The organism is Streptomyces sp. NPDC004788 (genome assembly GCF_053601115.1).
The window spans coordinates 29,810-54,052 of sequence record NZ_JBSGBF010000042.1 but is presented as its reverse complement, the minus strand read 5'-3'; the positions used below and the strand labels follow the sequence as shown (position 1 = coordinate 54,052).

Sequence of the window (24,243 nt, the reverse complement as noted above, 5' to 3'; positions counted from 1 at the left end):
CCCGGGCGCGGCGCGGAGCACCCGGGGCGGCGGCGCCGGCACCGGCGCGCGGGCCGGTGCCGCGAGGCGGCTTTCCGTGTTCGGTTGACCACGCAATCGCGGGGCGGCAAGCTGAGCGCGAGTCAATTCGTGTGACGTGGGGGAGAATTGAGCGGGACAGCACATCACATCGGGCCCGACTCGGCGCCCGATCGTTACCGCCTGCTGCGTTCCATCGGCCGGGGCGGCGAGGCCGTGCTCTATCTCGCGGAGATCGAGCTGGCGGGCGGGACGGAGCCCGTCGTCGTCAAGGTGCTCGACTCGAAGACGACGATCACGCCCGAGCTCTTCGAGCGGGCGAGCCAGAAGTGGAACGAGCAGGCCGAGCTGCTGCGCTTCGTCCACCGGCCCGGCGTCGTCGGCGTACGGGAGCACTTCCAGGGACCGCCGATCCACCGGCCCGGCGAGGCGGGCACGCTCAGCGGGCGGGCGCTCGTCCTGGTCATGAACCACGTCGACGGCCTCGACCTGCGCGACTGGCGGGACGAGCGCACCCTCACCACCCCCGCCGAGCGCCGCGAGGTCATGCGTACGCTCGAACAGCTCGCCGACGTCCTCGACTGGCTGCACTCGGGCAAGGCCACCCCCTCCGGCCGCACCGTCGTCCACGGCGACCTCTCGCCCGGCAACGTGATGGTCGACCGGCACGGCCAGGCCACGCTCGTCGACTTCGGTCTGAGCAAGCTGACCGCCGACCACCAGACCGCCGAGGTCTGGTTCACCCCCGGGTACGCGGCGCCCGAGGTCTTCGAGGGCAAGCGGACGCCCGGCTCCGACCGGTACGCGTTCGGCGCGATCACCTACTTCCTGCTCAGCGGGCAGGCCCCGCCGCCCGCGCCCGAACAGCTGGCGCAGGCGTTCCTGGCCCTCCCGCAGATCGCCGCCCTGCCGGCCGAGCAGCAGGGCCGGATCACCGCCATCACCGCCGCCGATCCCGACCGGCGCCCGCTGAGCCTCTCGGCCTGGGTGAAGGACGTACGGCACGGGGTGGCGTCCACGACCACCGCGTCCCGCGCCGCGGGCGTCCAGGACGCGGTCCCGCCCGCCCCCGCGGCCGTACCGGCGCCGCCGCCCCCGGCCGGCCCGCCGCCGGTCGTCGCCGCGCCCCCGGCCGGCTTCGGACCGGCGTACGCGCCTCCGGAGCCGCCGGGCACCGGGGCTCCGGCCGCCGGGATGCCGACCGCGGGGTTGCCGCAGTACGGCGCGACCGCGGCCACGCCGACGCCCGCGACCGAGCCGCCGCGCCGCAAGCGCCGCGGGCTGCTCCTCGGAGCCGTCGCCGGGGTCGTGCTGATCGCCGTCGTCGCCGTGGTCGGCGTCCGGCTGCTCGGCGACAGGAAGAAGGACGACTCCGCCAAGCCCGGAGACACCCCGACCAGCTCGGCCCCGGCCACCACCGAGCCCACCCCCGATCCGACCAGTGAGAGCCCCACGTCGGAGCCCAGCGACAGCCCCGGCGACACGGGTAGCGCCGACCCGGACACGTCCGGCAGTCCGTCCTACGACCCGGGTTCGCTGCCCGACGTGCCCGTGGCGGACCTGACCACGCTGTCGTCGGTCAGCGAGCCCGACTCCTTCACGGTCGGCCCCGCCAAGATCAATACCAAGGAGTTCGGGGCGGCGCTGCTCGGCGACTGCTACAACGGCGCTTACGTCGAGTACGACCTCAACCGTGAGTGGCAGACCTTCGAGTTCACCGCCGGCATCGACGACGGATCGAAGATCGAGACGGCCCGCATCGTGGTCTCCGTGGACGACCAGCCGGCCCTCTTCAACGAGACCGTGCAGCTCGGCAAGCCGATCTCCCGCACCCTGAAGATCACCGGGGCGCTCCGGCTGCGCCTGAAGGTCGAGTCCTCGTCCTGCTCCGACGAGGGCAACGGCGTGATCGCCGCGCCGACGCTGCGCCGCTAGGGGGTGCCGTCACGGTGCGCCTCCGGACCGTGCCCGGACGCCTCCGGACCGTGCCCGGACCGGCGCAACCGCCGTCTCATATTTCGGCGCCGCAGGCTTGACCGATCGGCCTGCGGCGACGTACTTTCGGCGCACCGACTCGTGAGCCGTGGAAAGGGGGCGAAGTCGGATGTCGATCTTCTCCGACCTGCACCGCCTCGCTCTGCGAACCGCCTGGGTTCCGGGTCGCGTCGCGCATGGCTGCTGAGCAGCCCTTTTCCGGTGTGCCCTCTTGCGGCCCCGGCATTTTCTGATTTCTGTCATCTGATTTCTGGCATCTGACTTCTGTCACCGTTTCCGCACATCCATTCGCCTCCCCGCGTAGCGATGTGCGATCCGGGTTCTTGAGCTGCGCCAGCGAAATAGAAGGCTCCTTAAATGGCGACTAGGCTAATCCGATCGACCGTGCACCGAAATGGGGACATGTCATGGTAGAGGCACGGATCACGGTCAATGGGAAAGAAGCACCGATCTCACCGGCTTCGCCCCACACGACGGTCCTCGACTTCCTGCGCGACCGAGGACTCACCGGCACCAAGGAAGGCTGTGCCGAGGGCGAGTGCGGCGCCTGTTCGGTCCTGGTCGCCCGTCCGGGAGTGAACAAGCCCACCGACTGGGTGGCGGTCAACGCCTGTCTGGTGCCGGTGGCGGCGCTCGACGGCCAGGAGATCGTCACCGCCGAGGGCCTCGCCACGCCCGGCGAGGACGGCACGCCCCCCACGCTGCACCCGGTGCAGGAGGAGATGGCGGTCCGCGGCGGCTCCCAGTGCGGCTACTGCACGCCGGGATTCATCTGCAGCATGGCGTCGGAGTACTACCGGCCCGACCGCTGCGCGCACGGCGAGTCGGACGCGGACGCCGCCGACGGCGTCGACGCCGAGCACGGCCCGAACGGTTTCGACCTGCACTCGCTGAGCGGAAACCTCTGTCGCTGTACCGGCTACCGGCCGATCCGCGACGCCGCCTTCGCCGTCGGCGAGCCCGCCGAGGACGACCCCTTCGCGCAGCGTCGCGACCAGGAGCCGCCCGCCCCGGTCGCCACCGACTACACCCAGGACGGCAGCACGTTCCTGCGGCCCGCCACCCTGGGCGACGCGCTGCGGGTGCTGCGCGAGCGGCCCGACGCGGTGGTCGTCTCCGGCAGCACCGACTTCGGCGTCGAGGTGAACATCCGTTCCCGCCGCGCGGGTTGCGTGGTCGCCATCGACCGGCTGCCCGAACTGCGCGAGCTGCGCGTCGAGTCCGACCACATCGAGATCGGTGCGGCCGTGACGCTCACCGAGATCGAGCGCCGCCTGGACGGCGAAGTCCCGCTGCTCGCCGAGCTGTTCCCGCAGTTCGCCTCCCGGCTCATCCGCAACAGCGCCACCCTCGGCGGCAACCTCGGTACCGGCTCCCCGATCGGTGACAGCCCGCCGGTGCTGCTCGCGCTCGAGGCGTCGCTGGTGCTCGCCGACGCCGACGGCGAGCGCGTGGTCCCGCTGGCGGAGTACTTCACCGGCTACCGGCAGAGCGTGCGCCGTCCCGACGAGCTGATCCGCGCCGTGCGTATCCCGCTGCCGCTGTCGCCCGTCACGGCCTTCCACAAGATCGCCAAGCGGCGCTTCGACGACATCTCCAGCGTCGCGGTCGCCTTCGCGCTCGACATCGAGGACGGCATCGTCCGCAAGGCGCGCATCGGCCTGGGCGGCGTGGCCGCCACCCCGATCCGCGCGCTCGCCACCGAGGCCGCCCTGGAGGGCGAGCCGTGGTCGGCGGAGACCGTCGAGGCCGCGGCCCGTGCGCTGCGCTCCGAGGGCACGCCGATGGACGACCACCGCGCCAGCGCCCTCTACCGCTCCGCGATGCTCGGCCAGAGCCTGAAGAAGCTGTACGCCCAGACCACCGAGGCGGTGTCGTCATGAGTCATCTGTCCGAACGTCCCGAGAAGCCCGTCGTCGGCGTATCGATGCCGCACGAGAGCGCCAACCTGCACGTCACCGGCACCGCGCTCTACACCGACGACCTGGTCTACCGGACCAAGGACGTCCTGCACGCCTACCCGGTCCAGGTCTTCAAGGCGCACGGCCGGATCACCGCGCTGCGCACCGAGCCCGCGCTCGCCGTGCCCGGTGTGGTCCGCGTGCTGACCGGCGCCGACGTGCCCGGCGTCAACGACGCCGGCATGAAGCACGACGAGCCGCTCTTCCCCGACGAGGTCATGTTCCACGGCCACGCGGTGGCCTGGGTGCTCGGCGAGACCCTGGAGGCGGCCCGGCTCGGTGCGGCGGCCGTCGAGGTGGAGCTCGAAGAGCTGCCCTCGCTGATCACCCTGCAGGACGCGATCGAGGCCGAGAGCTTCCACGGCGCCCGGCCCCTGATGGAGACCGGCGACATCGACGCCGGCTTCGCCGACTCCGCGCACGTGATCACCGGCGAGTTCCAGTTCTCCGGCCAGGAGCACTTCTACCTGGAGACCCACGCGGCGCTGGCCCAGGTCGACGAGAACGGCCAGATCTTCATCCAGAGCAGCACCCAGCACCCGTCCGAGACGCAGGAGATCGTCTCGCACGTGCTCGGCGTCCCCTCACACGAGGTGACGGTGCAGTGCCTGCGCATGGGCGGCGGCTTCGGCGGCAAGGAGATGCAGCCGCACGGCTTCGCGGCCATCGCCGCGCTCGGCGCCAAGCTGACCGGCCGGCCCGTCCGCTTCCGGTTCAACCGGACCCAGGACCTGACCATGTCCGGCAAGCGGCACGGCTTCCACGCCACGTGGAAGATCGGCTTCGACGCCGAGGGCCGCATCCAGGCCCTCGACGCCACGCTGACCGCGGACGGCGGCTGGAGCCTGGACCTGTCCGAGCCGGTGCTCGCCCGCGCGCTGTGCCACATCGACAACACGTACTGGATCCCCAACGCGCGTGTCGCCGGTCGCATCGCGAAGACCAACACGGTCTCGAACACCGCCTTCCGCGGCTTCGGCGGACCCCAGGGCATGCTGGTCATCGAGGACATCCTCGGCCGTTGCGCGCCGCAGCTCGGCCTGGACCCCATGGAGCTGCGGGAGCGCAACTTCTACCAGCCGGGCCAGGGCCAGACGACGCCGTACGGCCAGCCGGTCACGCAGGCCGAGCGGATCTCCACCGTCTGGCAGCAGGTCCAGAACGACGCCGGCATCGCCGACCGCAAGCGCGAGATCGCGGCCTTCAACGCCGCGCACCCGAACACCAAGCGGGCGCTCGCGATCACCGGCATCAAGTTCGGCATCTCGTTCAACCTCACCGCCTTCAACCAGGGCGGCGCGCTGGTCCTGATCTACAAGGACGGCTCCGTCCTGATCAACCACGGCGGCACCGAGATGGGCCAGGGCCTGCACACCAAGATGATGCAGGTGGCCGCGACGACGCTGGGCATCCCGCTGCACAAGGTGCGCCTCGCCCCGACGCGTACCGACAAGGTGCCCAACACCTCCGCCACCGCGGCCAGCTCCGGCGCGGACCTCAACGGCGGGGCGATCAAGAACGCCTGTGAGCAGCTGCGCGAGCGCCTGCTGCAGGTGGCCGCCAGCCAGCTGGGCGGGAACGCCTCGGACGTCCGCATCGTCGACGGCGTCGCCCGCGTCCTCGGCAGCGACAAGGAGCTGGCCTGGGACGACCTCGTGCACACCGCGTACTTCCAGCGGGTGCAGCTGTCGGCGGCCGGTTACTACCGGACCGAGGGCCTGCACTGGGACGCGAAGAGCTTCCGCGGCTCCCCGTTCAAGTACTTCGCCCACGGCGCGGCCGCGACCGAGGTGGAGGTGGACGGCTTCACCGGCGCCTACCGCATCCGGCGGGTCGACATCGTGCACGACGTCGGCGACAGCCTGTCGCCGATGATCGACATCGGCCAGGTCGAGGGCGGTTTCGTGCAGGGCGCGGGCTGGCTGACGCTGGAGGACCTGCGCTGGGACACCAGCGACGGCCCGAACCGCGGCCGGCTGCTGACCCAGGCGGCGAGCACGTACAAGCTGCCGAGCTTCTCCGAGATGCCGGAGGAGTTCAACGTCACGCTGCTGGAGAACGCCACGGAAGAGGGCGCCGTGTACGGCTCCAAGGCCGTCGGTGAGCCTCCGCTGATGCTCGCGTTCTCGGTGCGGGAGGCGCTGCGGCAGGCCGCCGCGGCGTTCGGGCCCGCCGGCGTCAGCGTCGACCTCGCCTGCCCGGCGACGCCGGAGGCGGTGTACTGGGCCATCGAGGCGGCCCGTGAGAGCGACGTGCGGGGCGGCGAGCCCCGTACGGAAGCAAACGCCCTGAGCCATGCCTGACATGACCTGGGTCGCCGCGGTCGCGCGGTTGCGAGCTCGCCGGGAACCCGGCGTGCTCGTGACCGTCGCGACCGTGCGCGGTCACGCACCACGCAAGGCCGGCGCCAAGCTCGTCGTGGGCCGCACCGAGGCCTGGGGCTCCATCGGCGGCGGCAACATCGAGGCCGTCGCGATCGACCGCGCCCGCGAGCTGATCGAGAAGTCCGACGCGGAGCCGGAACTCATGGAGTTCGCCCTGAACGACAAGGTCACCGGCCGGCACGGCGTGCAGTGCTGCGGCGGCGCCGTCTCCGTCTTCCTCGAACCGCTGCCGGTGGTCCCGGCGGTGGCGATCTTCGGCATCGGGCACGTCGGCCTCGAACTGGCCCGCCTGCTGGCCCGCCACGACATCGACCTGCACCTGACGGACAGCCGGGCCGAGATGCTCGCCGAGGAGCGGCTCGCCGTGCTCACGGCGGACGCGGTCGCGCAGGTCCACGTGCACCACACCCCCCTCCTCCCGGAGGAGGTGCTCGAAGAGCTGGCACCCGGCACCCACGTCCTGATCATGACCCACGACCACGCCGAGGACGCCGCGCTCTGCGACGCCGCCCTGCGGACCCCGGGTCTCGGCTCGATCGGCCTGATCGGCTCGGCCGCCAAGTGGTCGCGCTTCCGCCAGCGCCTGGCCAACGAGGGCGGCCACGACGCGGCCACCATCGACCGGATCAAGACCCCGATCGGCCTCTCCGGGATCACCGGCAAGGAACCCGCCACGATCGCGGTGAGCGTCGCGGCCGACCTCCTCCTGACCTTCGAGCGCGAGAACCGCTGAACGCCCCCGGTCCGGGGCCGTTGAGCTCGCGGACCCATGGGGGAGGAGCGCCCGCTTCCGATACGCCCGCGGCGACGTCGCCGTGCCTGGCCCGCCTCCCGGAAGTACGCGACGGCGAAGTCGCCGAAGTCCCGGGCGGCCGGCCCGAGCTGACCGCCGAGGTGCTGCGCGACGGCTGGATCCGCACCGGGGACCTGGGGTGCGTGGACACCGACGGATTTCTGTACGCCGTCGACCGCGTCGGAGACATGGGCATCGTGGTCGGCGGTCACGTCCACCCGGCGGAGCTGGAGGAGCTCCTCCTCGGCCGTCCGGCCGTCCGGCCGTCGAGCGGTGCGCGGTGTTCGGCGTGCGCCGCGCGGACGGGACGGAGGAGGTCCACGCCGCGATCGTCGCCACGCCGGGGCACGGCGTGGAGCGCGGCGTGATCCGGGAGTACGTCACGGAGCACAAGGGGGCGATGTACGCGCCCCATGTCGTCCCCACCATGGACCGCATCCCGCTCACCGAGGCCGGCAAGCCCGACAAGAAGCTGCTGAGCGCGAGGCTCGCGCGAGCGACTCGTCTCTTGCCTCAACTGGTTTGTGATGCAAAGCTGACTGCATGACAGACGCCTCGGTGCCCTCGTCGGGTACCCCTCATGAAGTCCTCGCCGGACTCGGCGACTTGACCCGCCGGGTGCGCGCCGCCCAGCGCGGCGCCTGGTTCCCCCTGTTGCTGCTCGGCGCGCTCACGCTCAGCGGCATCCTGGTCAGCCGCCTCACCTTCCAGATCGAGATCGTTCCCTGCCAGAACGGTCCGGCGGGACCGGGCGGCCAGGCCGCCGCAGCCGCCGCATGCACCCTGATCAGGCAGGGGTCGCCGCTCTACTGGCCGATCGGGATCGCCCTCGCCTACGGTGCGACGGCGCTCTTCTACATCCGCCGCTCCCGCAACCGCGGCGTCGGCACCCCGGTCCGGCCCTACGTCCTCACCGGAATCGCCCTCCTGGGGCTCGTGGCCGCCACCGCCTTCTGGGCCACCCGCCACGGGATCCCGCAGCCGGGCGAACGGCTCGACTTCTGGGGCCTGCACCTCGACCCCGCCTCGGGGGCCACACAGTTCCTCGAACGGCTCACGGGGAACGCCACGGCCGTCGGGCTGCCGCTGCTCGTGCTGTCCTGGGTGGAACGCAGCCGCGCGCTGCTGCTGCTCACCGCGGCGTACCTGGCCGTCGAACTGGTGCCGCTCGGCACCGGCTGGGCGGGCATCGACGCCACCTCGCCGTGGTCGTCCCTGCCCCGCTTCGCCGTACCCGGCGCGCTCCTCCTGCTCGGCGCCCTCGGTTTCGGCCTGGCCGAGCGGACCCGGCGTCGTACCGAGCGACACACCGACGCGCGTACCGCGGCATGACCGATCAGCCCGACCCGCACCCCGTCACCGGCCTGGACGACGTCGTCCACCAGCGCGTCCGCCTCGGCATCCTCACGGTCGCCCACCAGGCCCGCCGCGTCGAGTTCGGCTTCCTGCGCACGGCCCTCGGCCTCACCGCCGGAAACCTCAGCCAGCACCTGTCCGTCCTGGAGAAGGCCGGACTGATCGAGATCGAAAAGGGCTACGAGGGCAGGCGCGCCCGCACCTGGCTCTCTCTCACCCCCTCCGGTGACCGCGCCCTCAAGGACGAGGTCACCCAGCTCAAGCGCCTCATCCAGCAGATCGAACAAGGCCCGTCCGAGCAAGCCCGGGAGGACTCGTGACCATCGCATCGGACACCTCGAAACCGTCACCCGGCCGGCGCCGCGTGCTCGCGGCACCGCCACCGCGCTCGCCCTCCTCGCCGACCCGCGCCTCCGCGCCGGGCTCGGCCTCGACGGCCCGAGCGCGGCCTACTCCGAGGTGAGGTTCATCCCGTGACGTCGTCGGAGACGTTCTCGGACCCCGGAGGGTGACCGTCGCCGGCCCGTACGGCTCAAGTCGCCTCGCCGGTCAGGTGAGTTCGCGCTTGAGGATCTTGCCGGTGGCGGTCATCGGGAGAGCCGTGACGATCTCCACCACGCGCGGGTACTTGTGGCCGGCCATCTGCTCCCTGCCCCACGCGACCAGCTCGGCGGGGGTCGTCTCCGCGCCAGGCTTCAGGATGACGAACGCCTTGACCTCCTCGCCGTGGCTCTCGTGGGGGATGCCGACGACCGCCGCCAGGCTGATCGCGGGGTGCGTCATCAGCACCTCCTCGACCTCGCGCGGGTACACGTTGAAGCCGCCACGGATGATCATGTCCTTGGAGCGGTCGACCACGTAGTAGAAGCCGTCCTCGTCCCTGCGGGCCAGGTCGCCGGTGCGGAACCAGCCGTCCTTGATCACCTCGGCGGTGGCCTCGGGGCGGTTGCAGTAGCCCTTCATGACGTTGTGACCCTTGACGGCGATCTCGCCGACCTCGCCCGCGCCGGTCACCTCGGACCAGTCGTCGTGGATCAGTTTCACCTGGACGCCCCAGATCGGGACGCCGATGGAGCCGGGCCGCGGCTCCCGGTGGGGGTCGCTGAAGGTGACCACCGGGCTCGTCTCGGAGAGCCCGTACCCCTCCAGGATCTGCACGCGCAGCCGGTCCTTGACCTGGTGGATGATCTCGACCGGCAGGGCCGCGCCGCCGGAGACGCCGATCCGCAGGTTGCCAGCGATCCGTTCCACGTCGACGTCGTCGGTGAGCGCGGACAGCAGGGCCCACCACATGGTGGGGACGCCGGCGAAGAAGGTGATCCTCTCGGTGTCCATCAGCCGCACGACCTGCTCCGCGTCGAACCGCGGCACCAGGTGGAGCGTGGCGGCCATCGAGAACCCGGCGTGCATCTGCACGGTCGCGCCGAAGGTGTGGAACAGCGGGAGGCAGAGCACATGGCTGTCGGTGGCCGGCCTGCTCTCGAACATGCGGTTGCAGGCCATCACGTTCATCATCGTGTTCGCGTGCGACAGCTCGGCGCCCTTGGCCTGCCCGGTGGTGCCCGAGGTGTAGAGGATGATCGCCGTGTCGTCGGCCCGGGTGACGACCGGGTCGAACACCGGGCTCCGGTCGGCGAGCGCGGCGCCCATCGTCTCGGCGCCCTCGACCGGGCTCGGCGCGGCCGGGTCCGCGGTCATCAGGAAGAAGTGCCGGACCGACCCGACCTCCTGGAACGCGGCGAATCCCGCCGCGCCCATCGGGAGATCGGCGGTGCCCTCGAAGCAGAAGTACGCCGTCACGCCGGCGTCCTGGAGGTGGTAGGCGATCTCGCGGCTCTTGAGCAGCACGTTGAGCGGCACGACGACCGCGCCCGCCTTCAGGATGCCGTAGTAGACGATCGGGAAGTACGGCAGATTCGGACAGCTGAGCGCCACCTTGTCGCCGGGGCCGACGCCACGCTCGACGAGCAGGTTCGCGACCTGGTTCGCGGCGGCGTCGACCTGCGCGTAGGTCAGCCGGGTCGAGCCGAGAACGACCGCGTCGCGGTCCGGGTACGTACGGGCGGAGTCCTCGAGCAGGACCGACAGGTTCAGCATGGGCGGCTTCCCGGGGTGTGGAGTGCGGACTCGTTGGCTATGTGCACGGCGTCATCTTCGTCGTCGTACGCGATCACGGCCAGCGGGTGGGCGCGATGCGCCCCGCCGCCGAGGGGAACAGGGGCGCGCGGCATGGCGGGCCGCACCCGCCACCGGGCCTCGAAATCGGCACCTGACCCCCGTTCGACGATTGGCCGGTTCTCGCCGGTCCCGGACGGGCTTCCTCCGGTGGATTCTGTAGCCCCGTGCACTTCCGGCGAATCGTAGGAGGTACCGCATGCCCGTCATCTCCCCCACCCGCGCGGACGAGATCGTCACCGCCTGGCTCCAGGGCGCCGAGTCGGCGCTCGGCGCCGACAACCCGGCCGGCCCGCTCTACGTGGGTGGTGCGGCCGGCGAGGCCGCGCTGACCGACGGCACCGAGGCGCTGCTCACCGGCTGCAGCAGCTGTACGGGCTCGCTGCACAGCTACTGCTGCTGACGAGCCGCCGTACGGCACCGGACGCACCACCCGGGGAGCCCCTTGAGGGGCTCCCCGGCCCGCACCCGGCCGGTCGGGCCCGGTGCGCGAAGACCGCCCCAGCCGTCAGGAGAGGACTCAGCATGGTGGAACCGGTGGCAGCGGCCGGAGCGGTCGGCGGACCGCCGCCCGAAGGATGGTTCGCCGGGCCGGTGGACGCCTTCGCGGCCCCCCTGTTCGCGGAGCTCGACGCCCGGCCGGGGCCGGCCGGCCTCGCCGCCGAGGAGCGGGAGGTCCTGCGCGGGGCGACGCACGAGGCCCTCCGCCGTACCCTCCAGCTCCGGCTCAACCGGGTGCTCCTGCTCGAACTGCGGGCCGCCGCGCTCGCCGGCGACCTGCCCGGCGCGGACCCGTCCGCGCGCTGGGACGCCTTCCTCCGGCACGCCTCCGACCCCGGGTTCGCCGAGACCCTGCACCGGCGCTACCCGGCGCTGCGCCGACGCGCCTTCGCGTCCGGACGCCTGCTGATCGAGGGCGCCATGGAGCTCGGTGCGCGGTTCGCCGCGGACCGGCGGGCCGTCGCGGGCCTGCTCGGCGGCGATCCCGGCCCGCTGCGCGCCCTGGAGCTCGCCCGCGGGGACACCCACCACGGCGGCCGGGCGGTCGCCCTGCTGGTCTTCGAGACCGCCTGTGTGATGTACAAGCCAAGGCCGGTCGAGGTGGACGCCGCACTGCGCTCCTTCGTCGCCGCCGTCCCCGGCGCCGCGGACCTGGGCGTGCCGCGCGTGGTGATCCGGGACGGCTACGGCTGGGCCGAGCACCTCGGCCACCGCTACTGCTCCGACGAGGCCGAACTCGCCCGCTTCTACCGCGCCCTGGGCGGATGGCTGGCCGTGATGCGACTCCTCGGCGGGACCGACCTGCACGCCGAGAACCTGGTGGCCCACGGCCCGGTGCCCGCCGTGGTCGACGCCGAGGCCCTGTTCACACCCGACGTCGAAGTGGCGCCGAGCGGGCGCGGTGACGCCGTGGACCGGGCGGCCCGGACGATCCGCACCACCGTGCTGCGCACCGGCATCCTCCCGCTCCGCACCGACGGCTACGCCCTCGCCGGCGTGGACCTCTCGGCCGCCGGCGGACTGCCGGGACAGCAGCCGCAGATCCGCGTCCCGCTCATCGTGGACGGCGGACGGGACACCGCCCGGATGGAGGTCGGCACGGTGGACCTGCCGCCGGCCCGCAACCACCCCAGCCCCGAGCCGGTGCTGATCCGCCACTGGGACCAGGTGCTCGCCGGCTTCGACGGCCTCACCGGCGCCCTGGCGAAGCTCGACGCGGGCGGCCGGCTCGACGAGCTGCTGCGGCTGTTCGACGGCTGCCGGGTCCGCAGGATCCGGCGCCCCACCCAGACGTACACGGACATCGGCCGGATGCTCTGGCACCCGGCCTCGCTGCACGATCCCGACGCCGCCCTGGCCCGGGCCCGCGACATCCTCCACCGCAACGCCCTCGCCGCCCCGGGCGCCCCCCTCGAACCGGCGGTGATCGACCAGGAGATCGCGGACCTCCTGGTCGGGGACATCCCCGCGTTCGGCGAACAGGTGGACGGACGGCGGCTCGACGCCTTCCTGACGGGGTGGCGGCAGGCGGACCTCACCCGTGAGCGCGACACCATCCGCAGCGCCCTGGTCGGCGCCTATCTGAACGAACGCCGCCTTCCCGACCGGGTACGCACACCCGCCCTCGCACCGCACGCCGAGGACCTGGACCGGCGCCGCCGTACGCTCGCGGCCGAGGCCGTACGGACGGTCTGCGCGGCGGCCGTGCGCGGCGCCGACGCCACCGCGACCTGGATCAGTCCGGTGCTCACGGACTACGGCTGGGCGATACGCCCGCTGGGCGCGGACCTCTACACCGGGCAGGGCGGCGTCGCCGTCGCCCTCGCGGAGTACCTGCGCGAGCAGCGCGCCGGGCGAGCCGATCCCGTGGACGGTGTCGAGCCCCTGCTGACCGGCACCGTCGAGGTGCTGGCCGCCACCGAGGACACCGTGCCGACCCGCCAGCTCGGCGGGTTCACCGGCATCGCCTCGCAGGTGTGGACCTGGGGCGCGCTGCACCGCCTCCTCGGCACGCCCGGCCTCCTCGACCGCGCCCGTGCCAGAGCCGCGCTGCTGACCCCCGAGCTCATCGCCGAGGACCGCGCGCTCGACGTGCTCGGCGGCGTGGCCGGCGCGGTCGTCCCGCTGCTCGACCTCGCCGGACTCACCGGCGAGGACCGGTGGCTGGGCGCCGCCGCGGAGGCCGGCCGGCACCTCGAACGAACCGCGGTCGTCGACGACCGCGGAGCACGCTGGTCCACCGTGATGTTCCCCGAGGGCATCGGCGGATTCGCCCACGGCGCGAGCGGCGCCGGGTGGGCGCTCACCCGGCTCGCCCTCTCCGCCGCCGGGAGCCCGGCCGACCGGCGCCGCTGGTTCGAACTCGGCGCCCTGGCCCACGACTTCGAGGAGTCGCTGTACGTGCCGGAGGTACGCGCCTGGGCCGACGCGCGGATCGGGGGAGACGTCGACCATCCCACCGCGTGGTGTCACGGCAGCACGGGCATCGGCCTCGCCGCCGTCGACCTCCACGGCCGCACGGGCGATCCCCGGCACCTGGACACCGCGCTCCGCTCGGGACCGGCCGGCCTGCGCGAGGGGTTCGGCTGGAGCCACACCCTCTGCCACGGCGACCTCGGCCTGTGGGAGCTCCTCCACCGCCTGCGCGGCCTGAAGGGATACGACGGCCCCTCCGCCGCACAGGCCGACGCCGAGCTGATCACCGGCATCGAGCAGCGCGGTCCGGTCGGCGGCCTCGCCAAGGAGGCGTTCGCACCGGGGCTGCTCCCCGGGCTGTCCGGGGTGGTGCACCAGCTGCTCCGGATGCACCCCGACGCCCGGCTGACCTCACCACTCCTGCTGGCGCACCCCGAGGAACCGGAGACCCCCTGACGCGCGGTGCTCGGCCTGTCGGTCAGACGCGGTGGACGCCGCCGCCGCGGGGCGGCGGCGCTCCGGGGGCGTTCCCACAAGATCGACGATCGGATAGATTGCCGGTACGTGACGATCAAGCCGCGGCCGGCCGGCCGCATATTCGAAGCCCTGCACTCCACGGCCGTACGGGACACGGCCGGGCTGCGCGAGATCTACGAGCAGCCCACCGACATGGCGATGCGCAAGGCGGTCGACCGCCTCCACGACGTCGCCCGCGCCTTCATCGCCCGCTCCTCGCTGCTGTTCGTCGCCAGCGCCGGCGCGGACGGAAGCTGCGACGTGACCCCGCGGGGCGGTCCGGCCGGCTTCGTCTCCGTCCTGGACGAGTTCACCCTGGCCATCCCCGACGCCACCGGCAACCGGCGCCTCGACACCCTGCACAACATCGTGGAGACGGGCCGGGCCGGCCTCATCTTCCTGGTCCCCGGGCAGGCGTCCACGCTGCGGGTGAACGGCCGCGCCTGCGTCTCCACCGATCCCCGCCTGCTCGACCAGCTCACCGCGGTCGGCAAGCCGCCGCGCAGCGCGATCGTGGTCGAGGCGGAGGACGTCTACCAGCACTGCCCGAAGGCGTTCCTGCGCGGCAACGCCTGGAAGCCCGGCGAATGGCTGCCCGCCGACACCGTGCCCAGCTCCGCCGCCATCACCCTCGCCCACCTGGACATTCCCGGCCTCACGATGGAGCAGGTCCGCGAGTACGAGCGCGAATCGCTGCTGCACCGGTACGAGTGACGCGGGGTGACGCGCGTCACACCCGGCTCCTGTCAGCAATCGGCCCGCCGTCCCGTTCAAGGGGCACGCGAACGAGACAGGAGCAACGCCATGAAGCACCGCATCGTCGTCCTGGGCGCCGGATACGCCGGGGCCTTCGCGGCCGGCAACCTGGCCCGCCGGCTCTCTCCCGACGACACGGAGATCACCGTCGTCAACGCCGCGCCCGACTTCGTCGAGCGGATGCGGCTCCACCAGCTCGCGATCGGCCAGGACCGCGCGTCCCGCAAGCTCGCCGACGTGTTCGCGGGCACCGGGGTGCGGCTGCGCCTGGCGCGCGTCACCGGCGTCGACCCGGAGCGCGGCACCGTCGCCCTGACCAGCGAGGACGGCGCCGACGGCATCGCGTACGACACGCTCCTCTACGCGCTCGGCAGCTCCGTGGACCACCACGGCGTCCCCGGCGTGGCCGAGCACGCCTTCGACGTGACCGGCCTGTCCTCGGCGCTGCGGCTGCGCGATCGGCTGGCCGGCCTCGGCGCCGGCGGCACCGTGCTGGTCGTCGGCGAGGGGCTGACCGGCATCGAGACCGCCACCGAGTTCGCCGAGTCGCGGCCCGACCTCTCGGTCGCGCTCGCCGCCCGTGGCGAGCTCGGCGCCTGGCTCTCCCCGAAGGCCCGCCGTCACCTGCGCCGGACCTTCGACCGGCTCGGCATCACCGTCCACGAGCACACCGGCATCGAGGCCGTCGAGCCGGCGCGGGCGCTCGCCGCCGACGGCAGGGCGATCCCGGCCGACGTGACCGTGTGGGCGGCCGGGTTCGCCGTGCACCCCATCGCGGCCGCGAGCGGCCTGGAGGTCGCCCAGACCGGCCAGATCGTCGTCGACCGCACCATGCGCTCGGTCTCGCACCCGGACGTCTACGCCGCCGGTGACAGCGCCTACGCGATCGGCGACAACGGCAGGCCGCTGCCGATGTCCTGTGCCTCGGCCGGCTTCACCACCATGCAGGCGACCGCCGCGATCATCGCGCGCCTGACGGGCGGCGAGGTCCCGACCACCGATCTGAAGTACTACGGCAACCACATCAGCCTCGGGCGCCGGGACGCGATCTTCCAGATGGTGGACGAGGACGTCCGGGCGAAGTCCTGGTACGTGGGCGGCCGGACCGCCGCCGTGCTGAAGGCGGGCGTACTCAAGGGGGCCGGGCTGAGCATCGCCCACCCGACCTTCGGCCTGCCGAAGCGCAGGCACCGCCTGTCGGCCGCGCAGGCCCGGAACAGCGTGCGGGCCACCGCATAGGCTGCTCCGCATGGACATCGCAGCCATCGACCGGTTCGAGGCCAGCCGCAGCCGGCTGGCCTCGCTCGCGTACCGTCTGCTCGGCTCGGCGGCCGACGCCGAGGACGCCGTGCAGGACGCCTTCCTGCGCTGGCAGGCCGCGGACCGGGACCGTGTCGAGGTGCCGGAGGCGTGGCTGACCAAGGTCGTCACCAACCTCTGCCTCGACCGGCTCCGCTCGGCACAGGCGCGCCACGAGCGCGCCGCCGGGGACTGGCTGCCCGAGCCGCTCCTGGAGGGCGACCCGATGCTCGGCCCCGCCGACACCTTCGAGCAGCGCGAGTCGGTGTCCCTGGCCGTGCTGACCCTCATGGAACGCCTCTCGCCCGTCGAGCGGGCCGCCTACGTCCTGCGCGAGGCGTTCGCCTACCCCCACGCCGAGATCGCCGGGATCCTCGACATCTCCGAGTCCGCGAGCCAGCAGCACGTCCACCGCGCCCGGCACCGCATCGCCGCCGAACGCCGCCGCGGCGACGAGGTGGACCCCGCGTCCGCCCGCCGGATCGTCGAGGAGTTCCTCGCCGCCGCCGTATCGGGGCGCACCGAACGGCTGGTGGCCCTGCTCACCGACGACGTGACGGCGGTCTCGGACGGCGCCGGACTGGCCAGGCGGCTGCTGCGGTACACGACGCGCGAGCGGGTCGCCTCCTTCGTACGGGCCGGCTTCAAGCCCACGCCGGCGAAGCGGCGGCTGGCCGGCGGCACGCCCGCGCTGCACGTCGTGTTCGCCAACGGCTCCCCGGCGGTCGTCGCCGTCCTCGACGACCAGGTCGTCGGCGCCGTGGTGTTCGAGGTCAGCGACGGCAGGATCGCGTCCCTGCGCGGCATCGCCGCCGCGGACCGGATCGCGCGCCTGAACGCGGCCTGGCCGCTCCACGAACCGGACGCGCCCGCCATCGACGCCTGGTGACCACGGACCGCCGCGGGGGAGGGGCGGTCCAGCGGCCCGCGCCCTAGCAGCCCGCGTCCGCGACGACGTAGTAGCCCGGCGCGGTCTGCTTGAGCGTGTGCGTGGTGAAGGTGTTCCACAGGCCCATGGGCTGCCGCGAGCCGGTGGCGTAGGTGGAGCCGCCGCTCTGGTAGGCGCGACCGGCCACCGTGTGGTCGTAGTTGCTCGCGGTGTGGCAGGTGGGCGTGAAGCCCGTCGTGGTCGCGGTCACCGCCGCGGAGACCGTCCCCGCCGTCCCCGACGCGTCCAGGGCCGTCACCGTGTAGCCGTACGCCGTGCCGGTGGCCAGCCCGGTGTCGGTCGCCGCGGTCGACGTGGTGGTGGCCACCCGCGTACCGTCTCGGTGGACGGCGTACGAGCTCGCGCCGGCGACCGCGTTCCACGTCAGGGAGACCGTGGTGTCGGTGGTCCCGGTGACCGTCAGCCCCGTCGGCGCGGGCAGGGAACCGGTGCCGGGGTCCTGGCCCTCGCCGTCGAGCCCCCAGAAGCGCGCGGTGTGATAGCTGGAACAGATCGTGTCCAGGTAGTACGTGCCGGTGCTGCCGCACTGCTCCGGGCCGCTGCCCGGGTCGACCGCGAGCCCGTGCGCCATGCCGGCGACGGAGTACACCTCGACGGCGGGCCGGCCGGCGGTGTCGTCGTAGACGCTCAGCGTGGTGCCCCCGCCGAGGCTCTCGGTGCGGGTGGGCGTCTGGCCGATGCCCCACACGTCGGTCCACTGGTCCCGCAGCTCGGTGGCGTTGGCGGGCTGCACCGTCGTGTCGGCGGTGCCCTGCCAGATCGCGACGCGGGGCCACGAGGTGGTGCCGGCGGGAGCGGCGGAGCGCACCAGGGCGCCCCACTGCGCGGGGCTCCTGTCCGGCGGGCTGTACATGCAGGTGTACGCCGTGGACAGGCTGTTCGCGCAGAAGGCCGGCAGCCCGGAGTCGATCGCGCCGCCCGCGAAGACGTCCGGGTAGGCGGCGAGCAGGTTCGCGGTCATGCCCGCTCCGGCGGACAGCCCGGTGACGTACACCCGCCGGCTGTCGCTGCCGTACTGCGCGACGGCCTTGTCGACCATCTGCCTGATCGACAGCGCCTCGCCCTGGCCGCGCGCGCTGTCGCCCGGCTCGTACCAGTTGAAGCAGGAGTTGGCGTTGTTGGCGCTGCTCGTCTGCGGGAAGACCAGCGCGAAGCCGTAGCGGTCGGCGAAGGCCGGCCAGCCGGAGTGCGCGTAGTAGTCGCCCGCGCTCTGGGTGCAGCCGTGCAGGGCGACCACGAGCGGGGCGCCGGCCGGCAGCGCGTCCGGCGCGTAGGTGTACATGGAGAGGTTTCCGGGATTGCTGCCGAACGCGGTGACCTGGGTCAGGCCCGCCGCGGACGCCTGCGGGCCGCCGGCGACGAGGCCGCCGGTCAGGGCCAGGGCTCCCGCGGCCGCGGTGACCCAGCGGCGGACGCCTCGGACGAGACGACGGCTCTTCGTGAAGCGGAACGGGGAGTGCGACTGTCCCATGGCGACTGCCTCCAGATGTCTCGACTCGTCCTGTGCCGGGGCCCCGATGAGGACTGGTGGCCGGTGTGGCGTGCATCATCGGGGCGCGTTCGCCGGCGTGGACATGGGCGGGACAGCCAGGCTTGCCGAAAGCCCTGTGTGACGGGCGTCCATGGCCCGGGGCCCGATCGGCCCGGTATGGCCGAGGCCCGCCGGGCGGCACACCACCCGTGCCCGTCGGGGTGATGGTGTGACGGGACATGAGCGGTCAGCGGACGGTGGGGTGCCGACCCATGTATCGAGACGCGGCGACGTCATAGCGTCCCGCGCATCCCCGTTGGCGATCCGCGATCCCGGAGGCATGCGCATGCGTCTCTTCCGTTCCCCACCACGTCCGCGACGACGAGCCGGCACGGCGGCCCTCGCCCTGGCCGCGCTCACGCTCACCCCCGTGCCCGCAACGGCGGACCAGGCGGACCCGGCCGGCTCGGCGCCGCCCGGTGGCCACTGTGCCCACCAGGGCCTGCTGCGGGTCCCGGGAGCCGAGCACCAACAGGCCGACTGTCTCGCCGAGTTGACCACGGTCGGCACCGTCGCCTCGGGCCACACCGACCCGGCCGACTGGGCCGGGCTGACGCCGAAGGACCTCGCCGTGCCCAGCGGGGTGCCCGGCATCCAGCTCGACGGCTACTTCCCCGACACCTCCACCACCAACACCGACCACGGCTGGAACCACGACGCCCAGTTCGTCATCCGGCTGCCCGACCGCTGGAACGGCGGCCTGGTCGTCGCCGGCACCCCCGGCAACCGCGAGCAGTACGCCAACGACCGGGCCATCGCCGACTGGGTGCTCTCCCGCGGCTACGCCTACGCCGCCACCGACAAGGGCAACACCGGCCTCGCCTTCTACCGGGACGGCACGGCGCCCGGCGACGCCGTCGCCGAATGGAACGAACGGGTCACCCAGCTCACCCACGCCGCCCGGGCCACGGTCGCCCAGCGCTACCACCGCCCGCCGGCGCGCACCCTGGTCACCGGCCTGTCCAACGCCGGCTACCTGGTGCGCTGGCAGCTGGAGAACCACCCCGAGCTCTACGACGGGGGAGTCGACTGGGAGGGCACGCTGTGGCGCGCCGACGGCCCCACCCTGCTGGACTTCCTGCCGAAGGCCCTGCGCGCCTACCCCGGGTACGCGGCGGGCGGCGCGGGCGCCGAGGAGGCGCGGCAGCAGATGTACGCGGCCGGCTTCCCGGCCGGGTCGGAGTTCCTCTGGCCGTACCACCACAAGGTCTACTGGGACCTGACCCAGCGCATCTACCGCGAGGAGTTCGACCCGGACTTCGACGGGCCGGCCGAGGCGGGCACGCCGTACTGCGCGACGGGCACGCCGGCCTGTGACACGGACTACGACTACGCGGGCCGGCCCGACGAGGTCCGGCAGGCCGTGGCGAGGATCGGGCTGACCGGGCGGATCGGCAAGCCGCTGCTCACCCTGCACGGCACCCTGGACGCCCTGCTGCCGATCAGCCAGGACTCCGACGTCTACGCCCGCATGGTGCGCGAGGCCGGCCGCGGCTCGCTGCACCGCTACTACCGGATCGAGGGCGGCACCCACACCGACTCCCTGACCGACGCCTTCCCGGGCCGGCTGCGTCCGCTCACGCCGTGCCACCGGGCGGCGTTCACGGCCCTCGAACGCTGGCTCGCGACCGGGCAGCAGCCGCCCGCCTCCGGCACCGTCGCCCGGCCCGCCGAGACGGATCCGGTCGCCCTCGCGAACAGCTGCTCACTGCGCTAGCCGGCCGGACCCCGCCCCGCCGGTCCTCAGCGCACGCCCTCCCAGAGCAGCCGCTCCCGCGCCCGCGGGTCACTGACCGGGCCGGTCCCGGGAGCGGCGCCGAAGGTCATCGTCGTCCGGGTCGTCCGGTCGTACGCCCGCCAGCCGGGGCTGCCGGTCCTCGCGAAGGAGACCCACGCCCCGTGCACGGCGTCCGCCAGGGCCTGCGGCGGGTGGGCGCCGAGCATCGGCGCGTACGACGGATCCTGGAGGCGGTCGAAGACGAAGGGCAGTTCCAGGGCGTGACAGGCGCCGAGGGCTCCGTCGAAGCGGGGGGAGCGCCAGGCGAACTCGTACAGGTAGGAGCCCGGGACGGACTCGGCGAGGCGGACGGCGGGGACGCGGTAGAACCAGTCGGTCGCCACCGCGTCGAGGAGTTCGCCCGGCGTGGCGTCCGGGCGGCCGGCCCGGTAGACGGGAAGGGCTTCGGCCGGGTCGAGGCCGTAGGCAGCGGTGACGGCGCGGAGTTTCGACTCGGGCAGGACGTCCAGGCGCCCGGTCGGCACCAGGAAGAGGCGGTACTCCTCCCGGTTGCTGCCGATCAGGAGGTCGACGCCGCACTCCGGCCCCGGAAGGGCGAGCCCCGGGCCGATCGGCTCGAAGGGCATCATGTTGAGCGCCGCCTCGCCCCAACGTGCCGGGTCGGGGCGGGCGTTGACCTCGGCGCGCAGTTCCGCTTGGACCGGCAGGAGGACCGGCAGGGGTACGGCGGCGAAGGCGTCCGGGGTCGGCTCGATGCCCAGCTTCTCCGCGAGCCGGGCCGCTATCAGCTCGGCGGACTTCGGGCGCAGGAAGTGGTGGCAGGCCCCGCTCTGCAGGATCGCCCGCCGGAACAGGCCCCGGGCCGCCTCCGTGGTCAGCAGCGCGCCGATGCTCATGGCGCCCGCCGACTCGCCGAAGACCGTCACCAGGTCCGGGTCGCCGCCGAAGCCGGCGATGTTGTCCCGGACCCAGCGGAGCGCGGCGATCTGGTCGAGCAGGCCCCGGTTGTCGGGGCGGCCGGGCAGGCGCAGGAACCCGTCCGCGCCCAGGCGGTAGTTGAGCGTGACGCAGACGACGCCGTCCCGGGCGAAGGCGCCTCCGTCGTACGCGGACGCCGAGCCCGAGCCGTTGGTGAACGCCCCGCCGTGCAGCCACACCATCACGGGCAGGCGGGCGCCCGGCTCCGGCGCCGGTGTCCAGATGTTGAGGTTCAGACAGTCCTCTCCCGGAATGTCGTTCTCCGGGATGAGGACGTCGAAGGGCGGGGCGTAGGGAGCGTGCGGCGCCGTCGGGCCGTACGCCGTGGCGTCGCGCGTCCCCGTCCAGGGCTCCGGCGGGGCCGGCTCCCGGAACCGCCGCGGGCCGAAGGGCGCGGCGGCGTACGGGACGCCGAGGAAGGACGTCACCCCGTCGCGGGAGGTACGGCCGCGGACGGGGCCCTGCCGCGTGGCGCACACCGTCATGCGGACAGCACCTCCAGGAGCGCCTTGCAGAACTCCTCGGGGCGTTCGAGGTGCACGGCGTGCCCGGCGCCGGCCGTCGCGACCTCCCGTACCGTGCCGCCCGCCGCGGCGTAACGGTCCAGGACGTGACGGGTCTGCGCCACCATCGGCTGCGCCGGAGTGCCGTCCCAGCCCGGCACGGCGCCGATCGCGCCCAGGTGCGCCAGGTCGAACATCGAGGTGTCCGAGACGACGACGTCGTCCTCGCCGCGTATCCACAGCACCGGCGGCTTGGGCTCGACCAGGTGCAGGTCGTCGACGCGGAAGCGCGTCGGGGCCATGCAGTTGAGCACGCCACGGGTACCGGGCGCGATGCCGGGCCAGGCGGCGGACGCCGTGCTGTCGCCCGGATAGTGGTCGTCGCCGGTGCGCGTGGTGAGCATGGACTCGACGTACGCGTCCTCGTCCTCGGGACGCCACGGCGGCTTGACGTAGACGGCCGCCAGGACGGAGCGCGGCGACAGCGGGGACTCCTCGCCGCGGTCGCCCTCGGCGAGCAGCCGCACGAAGTCCGGGTTGGCCGTGCCCCCGCCCGATCCGGCACCGTCCGCGGAGTTGAGGATCCCGTCCACTCCGTGCGTGCCGCCGAAGCCGTAGGGGGAGACCGGGTTGACCAGGGTCAGGGAGCGCACGGCGGCCGGACGGTCGCGCAGGTACTGCATGACCACGCCACCGCCCATGGACCAGCCGACCAGGTGCGCCCGGTCGATGCCGAGGGCCGCGAGCAGCGCGGCGAGGTCGTCGGCGTAGTCCCGCAGGCCCCGCGTGGCGTCGACGGGCAGCGGGTCGGTGCCGCCGAAGCCGCGCAGGTCGACGGCGACGGGACGGTAGCGGTCCGGCAGCGCGGTCATCGTGGTGTGCCAGAACACCGAGGAGGAGACGTTGCCGTGAACGAGGACGACGGGCTCGCCCTCGTCCCTGACCTCGGTGATCTGCTGGGTCAGCCGGGCGGTGGCGACGCGGCGGGTGCGGAGCGTGGTCATGTCCTCAGGTCCTTCAGGAGAGCCAGGTGGCGACCTGGGCGGCGGCCGTGCCGTTCCAGCCCAGTTCGAGGTGGTTGGCGGACGCGACGGTGGCCGTGCCGCCGACGGTGGGGATGCCGGTGGTGTCGAGCGCGCTGGAGATGAAGACGACACCGTCGCTGGGGCCGCGGTTCTCGTTGAAGATGCCGACGATGTCGGCGGAACCGCCGGCCAGCAGGTAGGTGGTGACGGAGGCGGGCACCCCGGCGCCGTGCAGGGTGCCGATGAGCGATCCGGCGTCGATGGCGGCCTGGATGCCGCCGCCGGCGGTGTAGAAGCCCTGGCCGCCGTAGTACGTCGTGTACCAGTCCTGGGCGGCGCCGTCGACTCCGTACACGCCGTCCCAGCGGGCCAGCATCTGACGCTGCCCGGGGTAGTTGTCCTGACCGCCGGAGGGCGTCATCGAGAACTCCGGGTGCGCGGTGTAGAGGCCGTAGCAGGTCATGTGGGAGTGCGGGGAGGGGGCGTTGACCTTGCCTCCGCACTCGGGCCAGATGGAGAAGTCGTGGGCCCAGCCGTGGGCGTACGGGTAGTCGTAGCCGCCGTTCGGACCGCCGAGGGTGATCAGCCTCCGTACGTCTCCGGCGTACGCCCGTCCCCAGCTCGGCCGGACCGACGACACGTACGCGCGGGTGGACATCTCGCCCTTGCTCCAGCCGACCAGGTCCACCTTGGCCACGCCCAGCTTCGCCTTGATGACGGCGATGGCGTCACCGACGATCTGCGCCTGCATGAGGTTGTCGCCCTGCTTGTGGGCGAAGCCGACGGCGAAGACGCGGTGACCGCGCGCGGACAGGTACTGCATCAGGCCGGTGGACGGGCAGGTGGCGGCGCCGCAGCCGTAGCCGCCCGACTCGCCGGGGTTGGCCCAGGCGCGGTCCGCCGTGTCGTTGGCCCCGTGCACGAGGAGGACGGGCGTGGTGCGGCTGCCGGTGTTCCAGCCGGGGGCCGAGTAGAGCAGGAAGCGGCCCGAGGAGGGCCGGGACACCCCGCCGAAGTACGTGACGCGCTTGCCGTCCTGGTCGCCGCGGCCGTCCGGCGGAAAACCCTCGGTGCGGAATCCGGTGGTCGTGTCGAGGTAGCGCTCGACGGACTCCCAGCCGTTGGTGACGGTGCCGGCCCCGTAGCTCGCCTCAAGGGTGAGGTACGCGGGCGGCGCGGCGGCGGCGGCCACCGCGGGCGGGCCGAGGAGGGACGCCGCGAGGGCACCCGCCACCGCCATGACCCGGGCGGCACACAGCCGCCACCGGCGCCCCGGACTCCGTCTGTCGGTCATGTCCCGGCCTCTCCCGCTCGTGCGCCCGTGGCGCGTCTGCGTGGTCGCGTGGTCGC

The 24,243-nt window shown here is 73.2% G+C and carries 18 protein-coding genes; 13 read left to right on the top strand and 5 right to left on the bottom strand.

The window, feature by feature from the left end; genetic code table 11:
- Positions 1-147 precede the first annotated feature (147 nt).
- From ACWEJX_RS20080 to ACWEJX_RS20050, 7 genes are all read left to right on the top strand, one after another.
- On the top strand, positions 148-1,953 hold the full coding sequence (locus ACWEJX_RS20080; protein ID WP_451608777.1) for a protein kinase domain-containing protein: 1,806 nt from the start codon (positions 148-150) through the stop codon (positions 1,951-1,953).
- A gap of 467 nt (positions 1,954-2,420) precedes the next feature.
- On the top strand, positions 2,421-3,896 hold the full coding sequence (locus ACWEJX_RS20075) for a xanthine dehydrogenase small subunit (protein WP_451608776.1): 1,476 nt from the start codon (positions 2,421-2,423) through the stop codon (positions 3,894-3,896).
- Complete coding sequence (gene xdhB / locus ACWEJX_RS20070) at positions 3,893-6,277, top strand: xanthine dehydrogenase molybdopterin binding subunit (protein ID WP_451608775.1); 2,385 nt, start codon at positions 3,893-3,895, stop codon at positions 6,275-6,277. Before ACWEJX_RS20075 ends, xdhB begins: the two co-directional genes overlap by 4 nt.
- A gap of 1 nt (position 6,278) precedes the next feature.
- Positions 6,279-7,091 (top strand): xanthine dehydrogenase accessory protein XdhC, encoded by an 813-nt coding sequence (gene xdhC, locus ACWEJX_RS20065; RefSeq protein WP_451608785.1) that lies wholly within the window; start codon positions 6,279-6,281, stop codon positions 7,089-7,091.
- A 349-nt stretch (positions 7,092-7,440) separates the two neighbouring features.
- Positions 7,441-7,698, top strand: a complete 258-nt coding sequence (locus ACWEJX_RS20060) for a hypothetical protein (protein ID WP_451608774.1) — start codon at positions 7,441-7,443, stop codon at positions 7,696-7,698.
- Positions 7,695-8,483 carry a hypothetical protein gene (locus tag ACWEJX_RS20055; RefSeq protein ID WP_451608773.1) on the top strand — a complete coding sequence of 263 codons (789 nt, stop codon included), beginning with the start codon at positions 7,695-7,697 and terminating at the stop codon, positions 8,481-8,483. The genes ACWEJX_RS20060 and ACWEJX_RS20055 overlap by 4 nt, the downstream gene beginning before the upstream one ends.
- The gene (locus ACWEJX_RS20050; RefSeq protein ID WP_451608772.1) at positions 8,480-8,827 is read left to right on the top strand and encodes a winged helix-turn-helix domain-containing protein; all 348 of its coding nucleotides are present in this window, start codon (positions 8,480-8,482) and stop codon (positions 8,825-8,827) included. The genes ACWEJX_RS20055 and ACWEJX_RS20050 overlap by 4 nt, the downstream gene beginning before the upstream one ends.
- Positions 8,828-9,056: 229 nt before the next feature.
- Here ACWEJX_RS20050 and ACWEJX_RS20045 read toward each other — a convergent pair whose 3' ends face one another.
- Positions 9,057-10,604, bottom strand: a complete 1,548-nt coding sequence (locus ACWEJX_RS20045) for a long-chain-fatty-acid--CoA ligase (RefSeq protein ID WP_451608771.1) — start codon at positions 10,602-10,604, stop codon at positions 9,057-9,059.
- 277 nt (positions 10,605-10,881) lie between these two features.
- On the opposite strand from ACWEJX_RS20045, the gene ACWEJX_RS20040 reads away from it, so the two are divergent.
- The 5 genes from ACWEJX_RS20040 (at position 10,882) to ACWEJX_RS20020 (ending at position 17,058) form a co-directional block, all read left to right on the top strand.
- Positions 10,882-11,085: a DUF6229 family protein gene (locus ACWEJX_RS20040; RefSeq protein ID WP_451608770.1), complete on the top strand. Its 204-nt coding sequence runs from the start codon at positions 10,882-10,884 to the stop codon at positions 11,083-11,085.
- Positions 11,086-11,207: 122 nt separating this feature from the next.
- On the top strand, positions 11,208-14,054 hold the full coding sequence (locus ACWEJX_RS20035) for a type 2 lanthipeptide synthetase LanM family protein (protein WP_451608769.1): 2,847 nt from the start codon (positions 11,208-11,210) through the stop codon (positions 14,052-14,054).
- Positions 14,055-14,162: 108 nt separating this feature from the next.
- Complete coding sequence (locus ACWEJX_RS20030) at positions 14,163-14,828, top strand: MSMEG_1061 family FMN-dependent PPOX-type flavoprotein (protein ID WP_451608768.1); 666 nt, start codon at positions 14,163-14,165, stop codon at positions 14,826-14,828.
- Positions 14,829-14,918: 90 nt separating this feature from the next.
- Positions 14,919-16,109 carry an NAD(P)/FAD-dependent oxidoreductase gene (locus ACWEJX_RS20025; protein WP_451608767.1) on the top strand — a complete coding sequence of 397 codons (1,191 nt, stop codon included), beginning with the start codon at positions 14,919-14,921 and terminating at the stop codon, positions 16,107-16,109.
- A gap of 10 nt (positions 16,110-16,119) precedes the next feature.
- Positions 16,120-17,058, top strand: a complete 939-nt coding sequence (locus ACWEJX_RS20020) for a sigma-70 family RNA polymerase sigma factor (protein ID WP_451608766.1) — start codon at positions 16,120-16,122, stop codon at positions 17,056-17,058.
- A 43-nt stretch (positions 17,059-17,101) separates the two neighbouring features.
- On the opposite strand, the gene ACWEJX_RS20015 is transcribed toward ACWEJX_RS20020, so the two are convergent.
- Positions 17,102-18,589, bottom strand: coding sequence for an extracellular catalytic domain type 1 short-chain-length polyhydroxyalkanoate depolymerase (locus ACWEJX_RS20015; RefSeq protein WP_451608765.1), 1,488 nt, complete (start codon positions 18,587-18,589; stop codon positions 17,102-17,104).
- 346 nt (positions 18,590-18,935) lie between these two features.
- Between ACWEJX_RS20015 and ACWEJX_RS20010 the strand changes: the two genes are divergently transcribed.
- Positions 18,936-20,366, top strand: a complete 1,431-nt coding sequence (locus tag ACWEJX_RS20010; protein ID WP_451608764.1) for a 3-hydroxybutyrate oligomer hydrolase family protein — start codon at positions 18,936-18,938, stop codon at positions 20,364-20,366.
- 26 nt (positions 20,367-20,392) lie between these two features.
- Here the strand turns inward: ACWEJX_RS20010 and ACWEJX_RS20005 are convergent, their stop codons facing one another.
- From ACWEJX_RS20005 to ACWEJX_RS19995, 3 genes are read right to left on the bottom strand one after another with little or no spacing between them, the layout of a single operon-like run.
- Positions 20,393-21,850 (bottom strand): carboxylesterase/lipase family protein, encoded by a 1,458-nt coding sequence (locus tag ACWEJX_RS20005; protein WP_451608763.1) that lies wholly within the window; start codon positions 21,848-21,850, stop codon positions 20,393-20,395.
- On the bottom strand, positions 21,847-22,872 hold the full coding sequence (locus ACWEJX_RS20000; protein ID WP_451608762.1) for an alpha/beta fold hydrolase: 1,026 nt from the start codon (positions 22,870-22,872) through the stop codon (positions 21,847-21,849). Before ACWEJX_RS20000 ends, ACWEJX_RS20005 begins: the two co-directional genes overlap by 4 nt.
- A gap of 13 nt (positions 22,873-22,885) precedes the next feature.
- Positions 22,886-24,187: an esterase/lipase family protein gene (locus ACWEJX_RS19995; protein ID WP_451608761.1), complete on the bottom strand. Its 1,302-nt coding sequence runs from the start codon at positions 24,185-24,187 to the stop codon at positions 22,886-22,888.
- Between the last annotated feature and the right edge of the window lie 56 nt (positions 24,188-24,243).